The following is a 16,038-nucleotide window of genomic DNA, read 5'->3' as shown; positions in this document are numbered from 1 at the left end:
AATCTGGATAAAGGTTCGATGTTTTCTAATTCATTTTTAGCAAGATCTAACTCTACTAATTTTTTCATTGATGTAATATGTTCAATATTAGTAAGTCCATTGTTACTTAAAGATAATTTCTTTACATTTTTCAATTGCTCAATCCCAGCAAGATTATCATTACTAATTTGATTATTTGCTACAGTCAAAGTCCTTAAAGATTTCACTGTAAATAATGGTGTAATATCTTTTATATGATTACTATTTACATCTAATATTTTTACATTTTTCATTTTACTCAAAGGATTTAAATCAGAAATTTTATTATTTCTTAAAAGTAAAGTCTCAATATGCTCTAATTCAGCCAAAGGCCCAATATCTTCGAGTTCGCTATAAGTTATACTGACTGACTTCAGTTGTCTCAACTTCGAGATAAATTGTATATTTTCTAACTTAACTTCTTCCAACGTTAAGCTTTCTAAGTTCGTCATATATTCTAAGCCACTTATATCTTTTATTCCTTTACTTTTTGCCTCAACTACGATTAAAGATTTCACTTGTAATAAATCTTCTTTAGTTATTGGATCATTTAAATTTTCTCTACCTAAGTTATATTTATTAATATGCCTTTGTAATTGTTTATCTAATATTACATTTGCATTTTCATCTTGTTTTTCTGATTTATCCTCTTTATTTCCCTTTTGTTCTTCAGGAACATTATTTTCTAAATTTAATGTATTTACTTCAAACTGTACTTGATACTTATTGTCATAAAACATTGTCGGAATATAAATATGCATTTGCATGTTATATCTTTTTCCTAATTCTCCAACTTCAAATTGAATCACTTTCGTTCCATTTTTCTTTTTATCTTCTGATATTACTTTCACATCATGAAACACACCAGGAGTATGAATACCCTCTGTTTTCAAGTATTGAAAGAAATCACTATCACTTAACGTTGCCGTTACAATTTTCTTGCCATTCTCAATCGTTAATTTTGGATCCTTTATGTAAACAGCTGCCATTGACTCTTCATTCGTTTTATCTTTATAAGCTTTAATAACAGCATCATATGTACCATCTTCTAAAACATGTCCAGCCTTATTTGCCTCAATTGCCGCTGCTGCTAAAGCAGGTGTTGAATACACAGCGAATGGAAGTGATAACGCCGCCGCTATAACCATTGCATTTATACGCTTTCTTCTGTTTTTCTTCAACTTTACATCTCCTCCAAAATATATAATTCAAAATGTAATCATTTCTCGAATAAGTGATAATGATTTTCATTATCATTGTCAACTAAAAAAATAAAAAGTTTACAAAAAAATAACCCCTTAAAAAGGGGTTATGCCATTTTCTCTCCTGATTCTTCTCTAAAAAAGCTCTTCATCGCATGGAATACATCTGCTTTTTGCTTTAAAATATAATATCTGAAATTCTCGTCTTTAATATTTTTATAGGCCGACATGAGAGTACTATGGCGGTTGTACTGATTCACTTCCCCATACCCAAACATATTACACTTCTTCATTAATTCTTCAACAAGTTTTACACATCTAGCATTATCTGATGTTAAATTATCACCGTCTGAAAAATGGAATGGATAAATATTATAGCGGTCTGGTGAGTATTTATTATCAATTAGCTCGAGTGCTTTTTTGTATACAGAAGAACAAATTGTTCCGCCACTTTCTCCTTTTGAGAAAAACTCTTCCTCTGGAACTACTTTTGCCTCCGTATGATGGGCAATAAATTCAATATCTACTGTTTCATACTTTGTACGTAGAAATCTCGTCATCCAGAAAAAGAAGCTCCGCGCCATATATTTCTCCCATATTCCCATCGATCCACTCGTATCCATCATCGCTAATACAACAGCTTTTGAATCTGGCTTTAACACTTCATTCCAAGTACGAAACTTTAAGTCTTCTTGGTGAATCGGATGAAAAGATGCTTTACCACGCATCGCATTTCGTTTATATGCGGATATCATCGTTCTTTTCTTATCAATGTTGCCCCATAATCCTGTTTTTCTAATGTCATTAAATTCAACATGCTCAATTCGGTTTTCATCCATTTCTTTTCTCTTTAAATTAGGCAGCTCTAACTCTTTGAAAAATGCTTGCTCTAATTCTAAAATAGAGACTTCAGCTTCATAATAATCTTCTCCAGCCGCATCCCCTGCTCCTTGCCCTTTTCCTGGTCCTTTTTGCTTTTGACCACCTGATCCATCTCTCGCAACGACATCACCAACTTTGCTGTCACCATTTCCTTGCCCAACGTGTTTGTTTTTATCATAATTGTACCTAATCTTATATTCATCTAAAGAACGAATCGGTATTTTTACAACATCCTTACCATTAGACATAACAATGCTTTCTTCTGTTACAAGATCGGGTAAATTATTCTTAATTGCCTCTTGTACTTTCTCTTGATGGCGTTGTTGGTCGTCATATCCTTTGCGATGGAGGGACCAGTTTTCCTGTGAAATCGTATAATTTGGTTGGTTTTCTTCACCCATTTCTTTCCCTCCTTACTGTAATTGTCTTCCTATATGAACAGCAAGCTAGAAATTTTGTTTTATACTGTGCCAGCTAGAATGAAAGGTAACTGCCCATCAAAAATCATCCCATAAACATATATAACGTTATTCATATAATACTCCGAGCATCCTAAACAAAATTTTGCCACTCACATACTAGAAAAGAATCATTCAGCCTTTGATAAGAAAGAAACACAATGCATAGTTGCACACATTTACACTTTGCAACATATTGTATTGTGTTGGCTTTTTTCGTATGAATGGTTGGTTACTCTATCATATGCATATTGTAAAAATAATTGACAATAAATTCATGAAATTGCATCTTAATTTATTATATTTGGACAAGGTATGACACTTTGCACATATGAATGGATAATAAAACGCTGTCCCGCAAAATACAAGAGACAGCGTTTTGTTATCAAACTATCGGTTTAGCAGGCTACCTACATAGCGTAATAATTCATTCGCAGATGAAGAATTATAGCCGTGCTCATCAATTAAGCGTGCAACAACATCATTAATTTTCTTAAGCTGATTTTCGTCTGGTGTTTTCGTTGATGTTGTAATTTTCACTATATCTTTTAAATCAGCAAATAGTTTTTTCTGAATCGCTTCGCGAAGGCGCTCATGTGAGTTATAATCAAAGCGTTTTCCTTTACGCGCATAAGCAGAAATGCGAATTAAAATTTCTTCACGGAATGCTTTCTTTGCATTTTCTGAAATTCCAATTTGCTCCTCAATTGAACGCATTAGCTTTTCATCTGGACTCATTTCTTCACCTGTTAATGGGTCACGTAATTTTGATTTATTGCAATATGCTTCAACGTTATCTAAGTAATTATCCATAAGTGTCTTCGCTGATTCTTCATATGAATACACAAATGCTTTTTGTACTTCTTTCTTCGCAATTTCATCATATTCTTTTCTTGCTAATGAGATGAAATTCATATAACGCTCTCGATCTTCATTACTAATTGACGGATGCTGATCCAACCCGTCTTTTAGCGATCTAAGTACATCTAATGCGTTAATAGATGGTACCTCTTTTCGAATAATTGTAGAAGAAATTCGGTTAATCACATAACGAGGATCAATACCGCTCATGCCCTCATCTTGATATTCACGTTGCAGCTCTTCTACATCAATCGCATTATAACCTTCTACTGTTTCTCCATCATATAAACGCATCTTTTTAATTAAATCAATATCCGGACGCTTCGGATCTTTTAAACGAGTTAAAATTGTAAACATTGCTGCAACGCGAAGTGTGTGTGGCGCAATGTGAACATTGGACACATCACTTTCACGAATCATTTTTTCATAAATATGTTCTTCTTCACTCACTCGTAAATTATATGGAACTGGCATTACAATAATTCTTGAGTGTAATGCTTCATTTTTCTTATTTGCTATGAAAGAGCGATACTCCGTTTCATTCGTATGCGCTACAATTAATTCATCTGCTGAAATAAGCGCAAATCTTCCCGCTTTGAAATTCCCTTCTTGCGTAAGCGATAATAAATGCCATAAAAACTTCTCGTCGCATTTTAACATCTCTTGGAATTCCATCATCCCACGGTTTGCCTTATTTAATTCCCCATCGAAGCGATACGCTCGTGGATCTGATTCTGAACCATATTCTGCGATTGTAGAAAAGTCCAGGCTACCTGTTAAATCGGCAATATCTTGTGATTTAGGATCAGACGGGCTAAATGTACCAATCCCTGTACGGCGATCTTCCGAGAAGAAAATACGCTCTACAACTACATCCTCAATTCTCGAACCATATTCTTGTTCTAGACGCATAACGTTGAGTGGTGATAAATTACCTTCAATTCTAACCCCATACTCATCAAAGAAATCATCTCGTAAATGATGCGGAATTAAATGAAGTGGATCCTCATGCATTGGGCATCCTTTAATTGCAAAAATTGCTCCTCGATCTGTTCGTGAATATGTTTCTAATCCTCGTTTCAACATCGTAACTAATGTTGATTTCCCTCCACTAACAGGACCCATTAATAATAAAATACGTTTTCTAACATCTAATCGTTTTGCAGACGGATGAAAATATTCCTCTACAAGACGTTCTAAAGCATCCTCTAACCCAAATAGCTGATTACTAAAGAAGTTATACTTTCTTCTACCATCAACTTCTTCAATTCCAGCATCTTTTATCATATTGTAAATGCGAGAGTGTGCTGTTTGAGCCACCCATGGTCTTTCCTTCACAAGCTCCAAATACTCCGCAAACGTACCTTCCCATTGTAAGCGTTCTTCTGCTTCTCGATGCTGTTCAATTTTTTTTAGAATATCCATTATAGCTCCTCCCCCATCTCCTTGTTCAATCGGATTATTATAAAAGGTATGCTAGGATGTCCTTAAACATTCTTTAAATCAAAATGAAATATACAGTAGTGCTATAAAATTCTCTCCAAAATTCAAAGAAAATTCTGTATAATATAGGTATTAAAGTTTTTACACCTCTATTCATTTTAAATAAATTCTTTTCTTCCAAGAACATTACATACATTTCGATTCATATTTCAGATTCGTAAACTGAAAAATAGGAGGGATATTAGTATGAAATTATTATTAATTTTAGGTGTATCACTCACATTTCTTACAGCTATTTTTACATCTGGTTACAATGATAAACCCGGTACACATAAAAAGTGATGTGCTTCTTAGCACATCACTTTTTTTTATCAATTATTTATCCCGCTTTAACGGGCAGTAAGACCCCTGCCTCAAAATTCAGCGAAAGCAAAGAAATTAGATGGGGGTCGGGCTGCTCTCATTCAAGTCCGATTGGTGAGGGCTGATAATCAGTGGGGGATGAAGAACCCCCCCACTGATTAAAGTTCCACTTTATAATACACATTTTCCACATCATATTTTGATAAAGGGCGGCTATAATAATAACCTTGTACGAACTTCACATTCTTTTCCTTCAAAAATTGTATTTGTTCCGCTTTTTCTACCCCTTCTGCAATTACATTCAATTCCAAAGTATGAGCCAAATGAATAATTGCAGCCGTAATATTCGTATCGCGTTCATCTACATGTATACCTTCCATAAAAGAACGATCAATTTTCAAAGTATCAATTGGATACGTTTTTAAATAACTTAAAGATGAATATCCTGTACCAAAATCATCTAAATGAATCTTTAAATTTTGTTCTTTTAATTGTAGCAATACTCTTTTCGATATATCTTTATGTATAAGGGCTCCTTCTGTAACCTCTATCGCTAATAAATGAGCTGGTACATTGTACTTATGTAAAGCTCGTGTAATCATCTCTATTAATGTAATAGAGCGAAAATGCCTGGCTGAAATATTAACTGCAATTGGGACAACTTCATATCCTTTATTTAACCATTCACGTATTTGCCGACACACTTCATTTACTACCCATTCATCAAGCTTAATAATAAACCCTGTTCTTTCTGCTAGCGGAATAAATTGATTTGGAGAGACAAATCCTAATTCTTTATTCTCCCACCTTATTAAAGCCTCCATACTAGCTATTTTTTTCGTTTCAATATTAATTTGCGGCTGATAATATAAGAAGAATTCATTTTTTTCTATAGCACGATGTAATTGGTTTTCTATTATAAATCTTTGTTCACGCTCACAATCTAACCCACTGCAATAAAAATAATAATGCCCTTTTCCTTTTTCTTTCGCTTTTTCCAAAGCAGCATCAACTCTTTGGAATAATATTTTTTCATCTTCTCCATCTGTTGGAGCCATTACAATTCCGATTGACGCACTTAAATATACGTCCTCTTCTTCGATTACAAAATGTTCACTAATCCTTTTCAGTATGTTTTTTGCAACTCCCTCTACACGTTCTTTCGTTATATTTTCTATTAACATAACAAATTGATCATCGTGTTCTCTAAATAAGTGCATACCGCTTATTTGGATACTGCTTAAACATTCTGTCACTTTTTGTAATACTTTATCTCCTTCTTTATGACCAAAAGTATCATTAATAAGGTGAAATTCATCTAAATCTATAAAGATAAACGCAAAATCTATCTTCTCATTTAAAAAATCATTTAACTTATTTGCACATGAAATTCTATTCATTAATCCTGTTAACTGGTCATAATAAGCTAAATATTCCGTTCTCATCTCGTTTAATACTTGCCTTGTAACATCCCTCGTAACAATATAAACCCCAACAATTTCACCGTTCACAATAATCGGAATAGTTCTCAGAGAAATATAGAGCTCGTACCCTTCTTTATGAACATATTTCTTTGAAACAATTTGCTTTGCTTTTCCTTGCATGGATCCTTTAAATATAATTTGAAAATCTTTTTCATATTCTTTATTAATAAATTCAAAGATAAATTTATTATTTAATTCTTCATATCGATATCCAAATATTTCATACGTTGCTGGATTCGCGTATGTAATTCTACCTATAGAATCTATAGATATAATGGAGTCATTATTATATTCTAGTAATGACTTAAATAACATTTGTTTTTCCTCTATTTCAATCTTCTCCTCAATTTGAGCTGTAATATCCCTCGTAATACAAATAATAAACTGACATACTCCTTCTTCATCAAATACAGGATTAAGTGAAGATTCATAATGTAAATTACCAGTTGGTAAACTAACTACATCACAAAAGGTATGTGCTTTTGCTTCGCTCGCTACTTTTGCATATTGCACTTGCAATATTTCCGCCGTATCTTTCGGCAATACTTCAGAAAACGTTTTTCCATAACATTCTTCGCTTAGCTTTGCATAATCCATACCTATCTTATTTACATAAATATATGTAAAGCTTTCATCATCCATAACTTTCACAATAAATACTAAATCTTGAATAGCATGTAATAATCCTCTTCTTATTAAATCCATATCTATCATACTTAAAAAGGTATTTTGATTACGATATTGTTCCTTCATATTTATCTCAACCTGTCTGATCTATTTTTATTCATATATCACCATTCTATATGACTATGTACCCTTTTTTAAATGTATGATTCCATATTTATTTTTATTTTAAAAAAAAAAGCCGCCATATGGCGACTTTTAATAAACAATTTCTAAATCTAATCCTGGATAATTTTGTTGACGGAACGCTTCATAAATTAAAATAGCTGCTGTATTTGATAAATTTAATGAACGCACTTTATCAGTCATTGGAATACGTAAACAATGATCGAAATTTTCTTCGATTACATTAGCTGGTAAGCCGTTCGTTTCTCTTCCAAATACAAAGTAGTAATCCTTCTCACGTTTACTATAATCAAACGCTGTATGAGCTTTCTCGCCATACTTTGTTAAATAGAAGAACTCACCGTCTTTATTTTTCTCATAAAACTCTTCAATTGAATCATAATACGTAATTTTCACGTGCTGCCAATAATCTAATCCTGCACGCTTTAGCATTTTATCATCCGTTGAAAATCCAAGCGGTCTAATCAAATGTAATTCTGTTCCAGTTGCTGCACAAGTACGAGCAATATTTCCTGTATTTGCTGGAATTTCTGGTTGATATAAAACAACATGTACTCCCACGCGATATTCACCTCTGTTTTTTGTCTACTACGTATTATACCACTTGAGCGAAAAATCTCTACCCATTAATAATATGAAAGAATTTATATTTCATTTGTGGTGTATATTTACTAGAATCTTCATAGTTCCAATAACGCCGACGGCTATTCGCTGAATGTGCATTTACAAGCGGCATACCATCTGCGTCTTTTGCTACTACAATCGTCGTATGATTCCACCTACCATCATCCTCGAAATCATAAGCGATGACATCACCAAGAATAAGATCCTCTGGCCTTTCTACAGCTTCAGCTCGAAGTCCTGATGTAGCACCTGACAAATACCAATAAAAAGAGTGTGCAACAGCCCAGCTCCAACTCCACTGATTCTCCCTTTGCCACCATCCTTTGCGAATATTAGGATATCCATTCATTGGTACTTCTCCAGTATGAAGACATTGAGAAATAAAATTCGTACAGTTATCAGGGAAATTACGATATACAGGGTTTCGATCATCCCACCAACGTTCTGCATATTTAACTGCCTCTAAACGGTTATACTGATAGGAGCCATACTTCTCTTTTGTAACTTCCCTTTCTAATGGCTCACTCATTCTAACTACCTCTGGCACTTCAATAGCATAATCACCTATTATCCGGCTACTATTTAAACAAACTCTTCGTTTTAATTGTTCCTCTTCAATATAAAATAATTCTTTATGCTTAATTAAATATTTAAAATGTATTTGATAATCAATTTCTTGATGATTGCTATTATTTAATTGCCTCATAAAAGAAACGTCCGCAGTTGCTTTTACTATCTCTGCATTACGCTTTTGAAATAATTGTTTCTTTCTCTTTGCTATTTGTAATAAATCTTCAGCAATACCATCTACATTTGTTCGTTTCTCTGTTATATATGCTAAAAAGTGTTGGACTTGCTTTTCAATATTTATTTTTACAACCATTTCGTCTCCCTCCCATATTACAATATGAAAAAGGGAGATATTATCTACTCTTTTTTCTGCGCTAACAATTCAAGTCCGCGATTCATTTCATGAAGAACCTCTTCGTCTTTCTCACGTTGCATCGCTTTTTCAATAGCTTCGCCCACGCCGTCTCCACCAATTTTCCCAAGCGCCCACGCTGCTGTTCCGCGAAGTACTGGTCTTGGATCGTCTTTCATAACATCAATTAAATCTGGAATTGCTGATGCCTCTTTAAAATGCGCAAGTGCCAAAATTGCATTTCGTTGCAACGGTTTTTTACCTCTCCATGAACCAGACATAATTCCATATTTCTCTTTAAAATCACGATTGCTAATTGTTAAAAGTGGTGTTAATAACGGCTTAACTAACTCAGGATTTGGTTCCATCTCAGGGTGATTATGAAAATCCATTCCTTTATTTTTCGGACAAACTGTCTGACACGTATCACATCCATAAATACGATTACCTATTTTGTCGCGATACTCTTCCGGTAGAAATCCTTTCGTCTGTGTTAAAAATGCTATGCACTTCTTCGAATCTAACTGTCCTCCTTGTATTAAAGCACCTGTAGGACAAATATCAATACACTTTGTACAGTTCCCGCATTGATCTTCTATCGGCTGATCTGGTGGGAATGGAACGTTTGTAATCATTTCTCCTAAATATACATACGAACCAAATTCAGGTGTAATAATAGAGCAGTTCTTACCGCTCCATCCAATACCAGCACGCTCTGAAACAGCTCGATCACTTAATTCACCCGTATCAACCATTGACTTAACTTCTATATCGGGAAGTTTTTCGATTAAATATGCTTCTAATTTCTGCAAACGATCTCGTAAAACTAAATGATAATCTTGTCCCCAAGAAGCACGACAAAAAATCCCACGGCGTTCTCCACGCTTACTTAATGGTGCATTTTTTAATTTTGAAGGATACGCTAATGCAATCGCAATAATTGATTTTGCACCAGGTAATAGAAGCTGTGGGTTCGTTCTCTTTTCTATATCAGGCTCTTCAAATCCAGATTGATAATTTAATTGTTGCTGCTGGATTAACCGCTGCTTTAATTCTTCAAATGGTGAAGCACTAGCAAAGCCTATTTTATCTATACCAATCGTTTTACTATACGCAATGACATCTTGCTTTAATTGTTCAAAATCCATTCCTAATCGCCTCCTCAGATGAATCCATCCTTTATGTAACGATCTATTGGTTAGCAATTCACTTTTGGAATACTATTCTTTACTTCTATTTTCGCATAAAATAATGTTTTCCAAACATTAAAAAACGCAATGCCTCGTTTATCTCGGAAACGAAACACTGCGTTGATCACAATTTATAGAAAAACATTTAATAAAATTTGGAGCGGGTGAAGAGAATCGAACTCTCGACCAGAGCTTGGAAGGCTCTTGTTTTACCACTAAACTACACCCGCAAATATGAAATACATATAAGATATTAGAATAACTTATGTAAAGTAGTATAGCATGTAAAAAAAGCGGAAGCAAGAATTTTATCGAAAAAAGTCGAAAAAGTGATGAGTAGCTCATCACTTTTTCAATTCTTTATCAATCGCCTTCTTCATACTATCGAAATCAGGGTTTGCAAGATTTCCGTTTATATATACTGAAGGAGCACCTTGAACTTTTAATTTTTGAGCACGATCTGAATCTTTACGTACTTTTTCTTTTATTTCTTTACTGTGTAAATCTTTCTTAAATTGATCTACATCAACTTTCGGAAGCTTCTCTTTCACAATGTTAAGAAGTAATTCTTCTGTAATCCATTCTTCCGTATCTTTCTTTTGACTTTGATAAATCTCATCATAGAAAGTCCAGAATGAATCTTTATCTTGTTTATAAATTGCTTCACCAGCTGCTGCACCTAAATCAGAGTCTTTCCCAATAAACGGAAAATTAATAAAGTATAACTGCACTTTACCTTTATCAATATACTCTTCTTTTAATCGTGGCAATACTGTTACATCCCAAGTACGACAAGCAGGACATTTGAAGTCTCCAAATTCAACTACCTTAACCGGAGCATCATCTTTCCCTAAAGATTGTTGTGTGGAATAAGCAAACATCTCATTCCCTTTATCTTTTTTGTCATTTATGATGCTATACGCAATCGTTCCGATCACAATCAATACTGCAATGGAAAAAACTATACCAAGAGCCATGAGTTTGTTCGATGATTTCATATACATTCCTCTTTAATTTCATATTCTGTATACAGCATTGTACACAATACACATAATATCAACACTTATATACGTCACGCAATGAACACGCTCACATAAATTACAAAAACACAATAATTGTGACGATATTGTGTCACAATTTGTCACAATTTATTCAAAAAAAGAAGCTCCAATGTAGGAACTTCCTTTAGCTTACTGCTTTTTCACGAGCACTATTTAACATTGACTGCTCTGTTTTTATATCATGACGAATGACTAACTTCTCACTAACTGCTTGCACATACTCATCATGATTGATATAGCCTTCTTTCTCCATCAATCTCAAAACGACATTTCGTCTCTCTACGGCCTTATCATAATTTTGTGCCGGTGAGTAATAAGCAGGTGCCTTTACTACAGCAGCCATCATTGCACTTTCAGCCAATGTTAATTGGCTCACCTTTTTACCGAAGTATAGGTTTGCTGCTTTTTCAATTCCCCATGCTCCTTCTCCGTAATAAATATTACTTACATATAATTTTAAAATTTCATCCTTTGTAAATGTACGTTCAATTTTTTTTGTATAAAAAATTTCTTTCCACTTGCGAGAAAATGTACGTTCATTCGTTAAAAAAGCATTTTTTGATAACTGTTGTGTAATTGTACTACCGCCTTGCACAACACCACCAGCTTTTATATTCTCAACAGACGCTCTGATAATCGCTATATAATCTAAACCGTTATGATGATAAAACCTTTTATCTTCTGTCGCAATAAATGCATGTGTTAATGATTCTGGCACCTCTAACTTAGCCGGTACATGTAATTTACTAATATCACTTTTCTCGATCATTACATTTCCAATGAATAATAACGCGAAACTTAACAATAATAATAAAATAATGGCTTTATAAAAAAACTTAGTCATTGGATTTAATGCAACTTTTTGATGATAGTTCACCCTAGATAATACTCGTTCTTTCATCTTAAACACCTCTTTTCCACACAGCGTATAATTCTTACTTTAAGAATACCTTGTTGTAAAAAAATATCCCATCGATTTCTCTTACACATACCTTACATCATTGTAAGGTATAAATTGAAACTTTAATCAGACCACAACAATCTGGCTAGCCGACAAATAGCGGGATAAAAAAGTATTGTATCACAGTCCTTTTTTATCTACTATTCATCTGAAATATTGAATATAGATTATGCTAAATCAATAGCAGATTAACTCTTAAGGCTATTATACTTTCTCTATTAAAGCACCCTATTTTCATTATATCATCTACAAATATATATAATTTTGAGTATCTAGTAATCTAAATGTACATAATATATCATATATTATACAGAACAAACGTTCTTTAAATCAATACTAACGCTATTATTATTTTGACCTTTTTCTTAAACAATATACAAAAAAGAGTAGTGATTTGATTGTGTCTCAAATCGACTACTCTTTTCTTTACAATCTTCCTATTAAGTTATACGGCTGCACTTCCCACGTTTCATACGGAATAAAATGTGTTGCTCTCATCGCATCAAGCGTTCTGGATTTCATATGAGGACGCGTTATATACTCATTTATGTTCTCTTCGTTTAAAGCCACAAATTTAGCCTCTTGTATTTCTTCAGGTTGAATTTTTATTTCACCGCTCACATATGCCACTTTAAAAACAACAGCTAGAATGTTCATGGAAGCATTGTAATAAACTCCTGTAATACCGATAGGCTTCACCGTTAATCCTGTTTCCTCCTTTATTTCCCTACAAACTGCTTGATCAAGCGCTTCTCCTTCTTCCACCTGTCCTCCAGGCAACTCCCACGTATCCGATCGCCAATGTACTTTAGCTAGTAACACTTCATCTTTTTTATTTGTTAAATAACCTGCTACAGCAACGATATGCTTTGGTGTTTTATGCTCCATATTAAGCCTCCTAGCAATAATGAATATTTCATATATCCCTATAAGCATATTCCCTATCTACAACAAAATACCTTTACTCATTCATCACCTTAATGAAATTCATAAAAAGAAGCCCCTATCCGTTAAACGAAAAGGGGCTTCTATCGTATTATTCACCTAAGTCTACGTTGTGGTAAACTTGTTGCACATCTTCTAAATCTTCTAATGCATCAACCATTTTTTCAAATTGTGCTTGTGCATCTTCAGGAAGTGTTACATCGTTTTGTGCAAGCATTGTTAATTCAGCAACTGTAAATTCTTCAACGCCAGCATCTTTAAGAGCAGATTGTACTGCGTGGAATTGATCTGGTTCAGCATACACGATAACAGCATCTTCTTCTTCAAGAATGTCACGTGCATCCACATCTGCTTCCATTAAAATCTCAAGAACTTCATCTGATGTTTTCCCTTCAAGACCGATAACAGCTGTTGCATCAAACATGTAAGCTACAGAACCGTTTACACCCATGTTACCACTGTTTTTGCTAAATGCAGCTCGTACATCTGCAGCAGTACGGTTTACGTTGTTTGTAAGTGTATCTACAATTACCATAGCTCCATTTGGTCCGAATCCTTCATAACGAAGTTCGTCATAATTTTCTTCTGAACCACCTTTTGCTTTTTCAACTGCACGATCAATAATTGTTCTTGGTACGTTATATGTTTTCGCACGTTCTAATACAACTCTAAGCGCTTGGTTTGATTCTGGATCTGGCTCGCCTTGTTTTGCCGCCACATAAATTTCACGTCCAAATTTCGCGTATATACGGCTTGTATTTGCATCTTTTGATGCTTTTTTATCTTTAATATTATTCCATTTACGACCCATACTTTCCACTCTCTTTCCCGTTTTAAATCTACATAAAAATATTAATATGAAATATAATGTGTGTTCAACACATTTTTAAAAGAAATATAAAAAGTTCATTTTTGATTCATATTACAGACATAATATAAATCACTATCATTTTGTTCTTTCAACAAGTTATATTATACATGAATTCCTACATTTATCACGAATTTTAGAATCACATAACATAATTTAGCAAAAAAAATCCTACCATTTCACCAACACACTATTTATGCTTATTTTGTAGTGTGATGAAAATATAAAAAGACTCTACACATTTGGTGTAGAGTCTTTTTATTACGCCGTTCGTGATACCGATGGTCGGGGTCGAACCGACACTCCCGAAGGAACACGATTTTGAGTCGTGCGCGTCTGCCAATTCCGCCACATCGGCACAAAAGAAAAGGCGGCAACCGGATTTGAACCGGTGATAAAGGTTTTGCAGACCTCTGCCTTACCACTTGGCTATGCCGCCATATAAAATTTTACTGGAGCGGAAGACGGGATTCGAACCCGCGACCCCAACCTTGGCAAGGTTGTATTCTACCACTGAACTACTTCCGCAAAAATGGCTGGGCTAGCTGGATTCGAACCAGCGCATGACGGAGTCAAAGTCCGTTGCCTTACCGCTTGGCTATAGCCCATCGAATTCTTACTTAATTATATGTAAGTATCCATTAGATTATTTATAATTTTTAAAATAAAAATGGGGCGACTGATGGGAATCGAACCCACGAATGCCGGAGCCACAATCCGGTGCGTTAACCACTTCGCCACAACCGCCATGTTGTGTAAATATATTTGGCAGGGGCAGTAGGAATCGAACCCACACTGGAGGTTTTGGAGACCTCAGTTCTACCTTTAAACTATGCCCCTATGTAAATGGTGGAGGGGGGCAGATTCGAACTGCCGAACCCGAAGGAGCGGATTTACAGTCCGCCGCGTTTAGCCACTTCGCTACCCCTCCGAAACTTACATGGTGCCGGCTAGAGGACTTGAACCCCCAACCTACTGATTACAAGTCAGTTGCTCTACCAATTGAGCTAAGCCGGCGTATATGATTAAGATAAATGGTGGCTCGGGACGGAATCGAACCGCCGACACGAGGATTTTCAGTCCTCTGCTCTACCGACTGAGCTACCGAGCCTTATTAAAATGGCGGTCCCGACCGGGGTCGAACCGGCGATCTCCTGCGTGACAGGCAGGCATGTTAACCACTACACCACGGGACCATTTGGTTGCGGGGACAGGATTTGAACCTGCGACCTTCGGGTTATGAGCCCGACGAGCTACCGTGCTGCTCCACCCCGCGATAATACTATTCATATAATTTATATGGTGGAGGATGACGGGATCGAACCGCCGACCCCCTGCTTGTAAGGCAGGTGCTCTCCCAGCTGAGCTAATCCTCCAAAGTGGTGACCCGTACGGGATTCGAACCCGTGTTACCGCCGTGAAAGGGCGGTGTCTTAACCACTTGACCAACGGGCCAAATATTATAAATCCTATGGCGGAGAGCAAGGGATTCGAACCCTTGATACGCTTGTGACGTATACACGATTTCCAATCGTGCTCCTTCGGCCAACTCGGACAGCTCTCCAATGGCTCCGCAGGTAGGAATCGAACCTACGACCGATCGGTTAACAGCCGATAGCTCTACCGCTGAGCTACTGCGGAATAATATTGCCTGGCAACGTCCTACTCTCACAGGGACAAGGTCCCAACTACCATCGGCGCTAGAGAGCTTAACTTCCGTGTTCGGTATGGGAACGGGTGTGACCTCTCTGCCATCATTACCAGACATTATTCTTTTGAGACAATCATTATTATAACTTATTCACTTTAAAAGTCAACAAGTTTTTTATGTTCTCTCAAAACTAGATAACATTTGCTACATATTATATGGTTAAGTCCTCGATCTATTAGTATTCGTCAGCTCCACATGTCACCATGCTTCCACCTCGAACCTATCAACCTGATCA

At 35.4% G+C, this 16,038-nt stretch carries 11 protein-coding genes, 16 tRNA genes and 1 rRNA gene; all 28 read right to left on the bottom strand.

Annotation, left to right across the window (positions count from 1 at the left end):
* The coding region (locus MR079_RS24280; RefSeq protein WP_242294795.1) for an NEAT domain-containing protein at positions 1-1,199 on the bottom strand (1,199 nt) is incomplete at its 3' end.
* 128 nt (positions 1,200-1,327) lie between these two features.
* A complete protein-coding gene (gene yhbH / locus MR079_RS24275) occupies positions 1,328-2,503 on the bottom strand; it encodes a sporulation protein YhbH (RefSeq protein WP_000503513.1) in 1,176 nt (391 codons plus the stop codon).
* A gap of 447 nt (positions 2,504-2,950) precedes the next feature.
* Positions 2,951-4,846: a PrkA family serine protein kinase gene (locus tag MR079_RS24270; RefSeq protein ID WP_000353283.1), complete on the bottom strand. Its 1,896-nt coding sequence runs from the start codon at positions 4,844-4,846 to the stop codon at positions 2,951-2,953.
* Between the two features lie 539 nt (positions 4,847-5,385).
* Positions 5,386-7,464 carry a sensor domain-containing protein gene (locus MR079_RS24265; protein WP_139869342.1) on the bottom strand — a complete coding sequence of 693 codons (2,079 nt, stop codon included), beginning with the start codon at positions 7,462-7,464 and terminating at the stop codon, positions 5,386-5,388.
* Between the two features lie 129 nt (positions 7,465-7,593).
* The gene (gene trmL / locus MR079_RS24260; protein ID WP_000538147.1) at positions 7,594-8,082 is read right to left on the bottom strand and encodes a tRNA (uridine(34)/cytosine(34)/5-carboxymethylaminomethyluridine(34)-2'-O)-methyltransferase TrmL; all 489 of its coding nucleotides are present in this window, start codon (positions 8,080-8,082) and stop codon (positions 7,594-7,596) included.
* A 58-nt stretch (positions 8,083-8,140) separates the two neighbouring features.
* On the bottom strand, positions 8,141-9,028 hold the full coding sequence (locus MR079_RS24255; protein WP_242294794.1) for an amidase domain-containing protein: 888 nt from the start codon (positions 9,026-9,028) through the stop codon (positions 8,141-8,143).
* Positions 9,029-9,072: 44 nt separating this feature from the next.
* Positions 9,073-10,215: a tRNA epoxyqueuosine(34) reductase QueG gene (gene queG / locus MR079_RS24250; RefSeq protein ID WP_139869340.1), complete on the bottom strand. Its 1,143-nt coding sequence runs from the start codon at positions 10,213-10,215 to the stop codon at positions 9,073-9,075.
* 198 nt (positions 10,216-10,413) lie between these two features.
* Positions 10,414-10,487, bottom strand: a tRNA-Gly gene (locus MR079_RS24245).
* A 114-nt stretch (positions 10,488-10,601) separates the two neighbouring features.
* On the bottom strand, positions 10,602-11,255 hold the full coding sequence (locus MR079_RS24240) for a DsbA family protein (RefSeq protein ID WP_000842720.1): 654 nt from the start codon (positions 11,253-11,255) through the stop codon (positions 10,602-10,604).
* Between the two features lie 187 nt (positions 11,256-11,442).
* Positions 11,443-12,219 (bottom strand): transglycosylase domain-containing protein, encoded by a 777-nt coding sequence (locus MR079_RS24235; RefSeq protein ID WP_139869339.1) that lies wholly within the window; start codon positions 12,217-12,219, stop codon positions 11,443-11,445.
* A 486-nt stretch (positions 12,220-12,705) separates the two neighbouring features.
* Entirely contained in the window at positions 12,706-13,167 is a 462-nt protein-coding gene (locus tag MR079_RS24230; protein WP_242294793.1) for an NUDIX hydrolase, read from the bottom strand.
* A 148-nt stretch (positions 13,168-13,315) separates the two neighbouring features.
* A complete protein-coding gene (locus MR079_RS24225; RefSeq protein ID WP_000532948.1) occupies positions 13,316-14,035 on the bottom strand; it encodes a YebC/PmpR family DNA-binding transcriptional regulator in 720 nt (239 codons plus the stop codon).
* A 333-nt stretch (positions 14,036-14,368) separates the two neighbouring features.
* Positions 14,369-14,450: transfer RNA gene (locus tag MR079_RS24220), tRNA-Leu, on the bottom strand.
* A 10-nt stretch (positions 14,451-14,460) separates the two neighbouring features.
* A tRNA-Cys gene (locus tag MR079_RS24215) sits at positions 14,461-14,531 on the bottom strand.
* A 14-nt stretch (positions 14,532-14,545) separates the two neighbouring features.
* A tRNA-Gly gene (locus MR079_RS24210) sits at positions 14,546-14,620 on the bottom strand.
* Between the two features lie 5 nt (positions 14,621-14,625).
* Positions 14,626-14,700: transfer RNA gene (locus MR079_RS24205), tRNA-Gln, on the bottom strand.
* A 63-nt stretch (positions 14,701-14,763) separates the two neighbouring features.
* Positions 14,764-14,839 (bottom strand) — tRNA-His (locus MR079_RS24200).
* Between the two features lie 19 nt (positions 14,840-14,858).
* Positions 14,859-14,932, bottom strand: a tRNA-Trp gene (locus MR079_RS24195).
* A 7-nt stretch (positions 14,933-14,939) separates the two neighbouring features.
* Positions 14,940-15,023 (bottom strand) — tRNA-Tyr (locus MR079_RS24190).
* 10 nt (positions 15,024-15,033) lie between these two features.
* A tRNA-Thr gene (locus MR079_RS24185) sits at positions 15,034-15,109 on the bottom strand.
* A gap of 18 nt (positions 15,110-15,127) precedes the next feature.
* Positions 15,128-15,203, bottom strand: a tRNA-Phe gene (locus MR079_RS24180).
* A gap of 9 nt (positions 15,204-15,212) precedes the next feature.
* Positions 15,213-15,288, bottom strand: a tRNA-Asp gene (locus tag MR079_RS24175).
* A gap of 3 nt (positions 15,289-15,291) precedes the next feature.
* Positions 15,292-15,368: transfer RNA gene (locus MR079_RS24170), tRNA-Met, on the bottom strand.
* 24 nt (positions 15,369-15,392) lie between these two features.
* A tRNA-Val gene (locus tag MR079_RS24165) sits at positions 15,393-15,468 on the bottom strand.
* Positions 15,469-15,472: 4 nt separating this feature from the next.
* Positions 15,473-15,547: transfer RNA gene (locus MR079_RS24160), tRNA-Glu, on the bottom strand.
* 17 nt (positions 15,548-15,564) lie between these two features.
* Positions 15,565-15,656, bottom strand: a tRNA-Ser gene (locus tag MR079_RS24155).
* A 2-nt stretch (positions 15,657-15,658) separates the two neighbouring features.
* Positions 15,659-15,733: transfer RNA gene (locus tag MR079_RS24150), tRNA-Asn, on the bottom strand.
* 8 nt (positions 15,734-15,741) lie between these two features.
* Positions 15,742-15,857, bottom strand: a 5S ribosomal RNA gene (rrf, locus tag MR079_RS24145).
* Between the last annotated feature and the right edge of the window lie 181 nt (positions 15,858-16,038).

The sequence above is a fragment of the Bacillus cereus group sp. BfR-BA-01381 genome, assembly GCF_022663555.1.
GTDB classification, from domain to species: Bacteria; Bacillota; Bacilli; order Bacillales; family Bacillaceae_G; genus Bacillus_A; species Bacillus_A pacificus.
This window is presented reverse-complemented; position numbering and strand designations above follow the sequence as displayed.

Coding starts and splice junctions, on each gene's coding strand:
- yhbH (WP_000503513.1), bottom strand. CDS start 2,503: ATGGGTGAAGAAAACCAACCAAATTATACGATTTCACAGGAAAACTGG.
- MR079_RS24270 (WP_000353283.1), bottom strand. CDS start 4,846: ATGGATATTCTAAAAAAAATTGAACAGCATCGAGAAGCAGAAGAACGC.
- MR079_RS24265 (WP_139869342.1), bottom strand. CDS start 7,464: ATGAAGGAACAATATCGTAATCAAAATACCTTTTTAAGTATGATAGAT.
- MR079_RS24255 (WP_242294794.1), bottom strand. CDS start 9,028: ATGGTTGTAAAAATAAATATTGAAAAGCAAGTCCAACACTTTTTAGCA.
- queG (WP_139869340.1), bottom strand. CDS start 10,215: ATGGATTTTGAACAATTAAAGCAAGATGTCATTGCGTATAGTAAAACG.
- MR079_RS24240 (WP_000842720.1), bottom strand. CDS start 11,255: ATGAAATCATCGAACAAACTCATGGCTCTTGGTATAGTTTTTTCCATT.
- MR079_RS24235 (WP_139869339.1), bottom strand. CDS start 12,219: ATGAAAGAACGAGTATTATCTAGGGTGAACTATCATCAAAAAGTTGCA.
- MR079_RS24230 (WP_242294793.1), bottom strand. CDS start 13,167: ATGGAGCATAAAACACCAAAGCATATCGTTGCTGTAGCAGGTTATTTA.
- MR079_RS24225 (WP_000532948.1), bottom strand. CDS start 14,035: ATGGGTCGTAAATGGAATAATATTAAAGATAAAAAAGCATCAAAAGAT.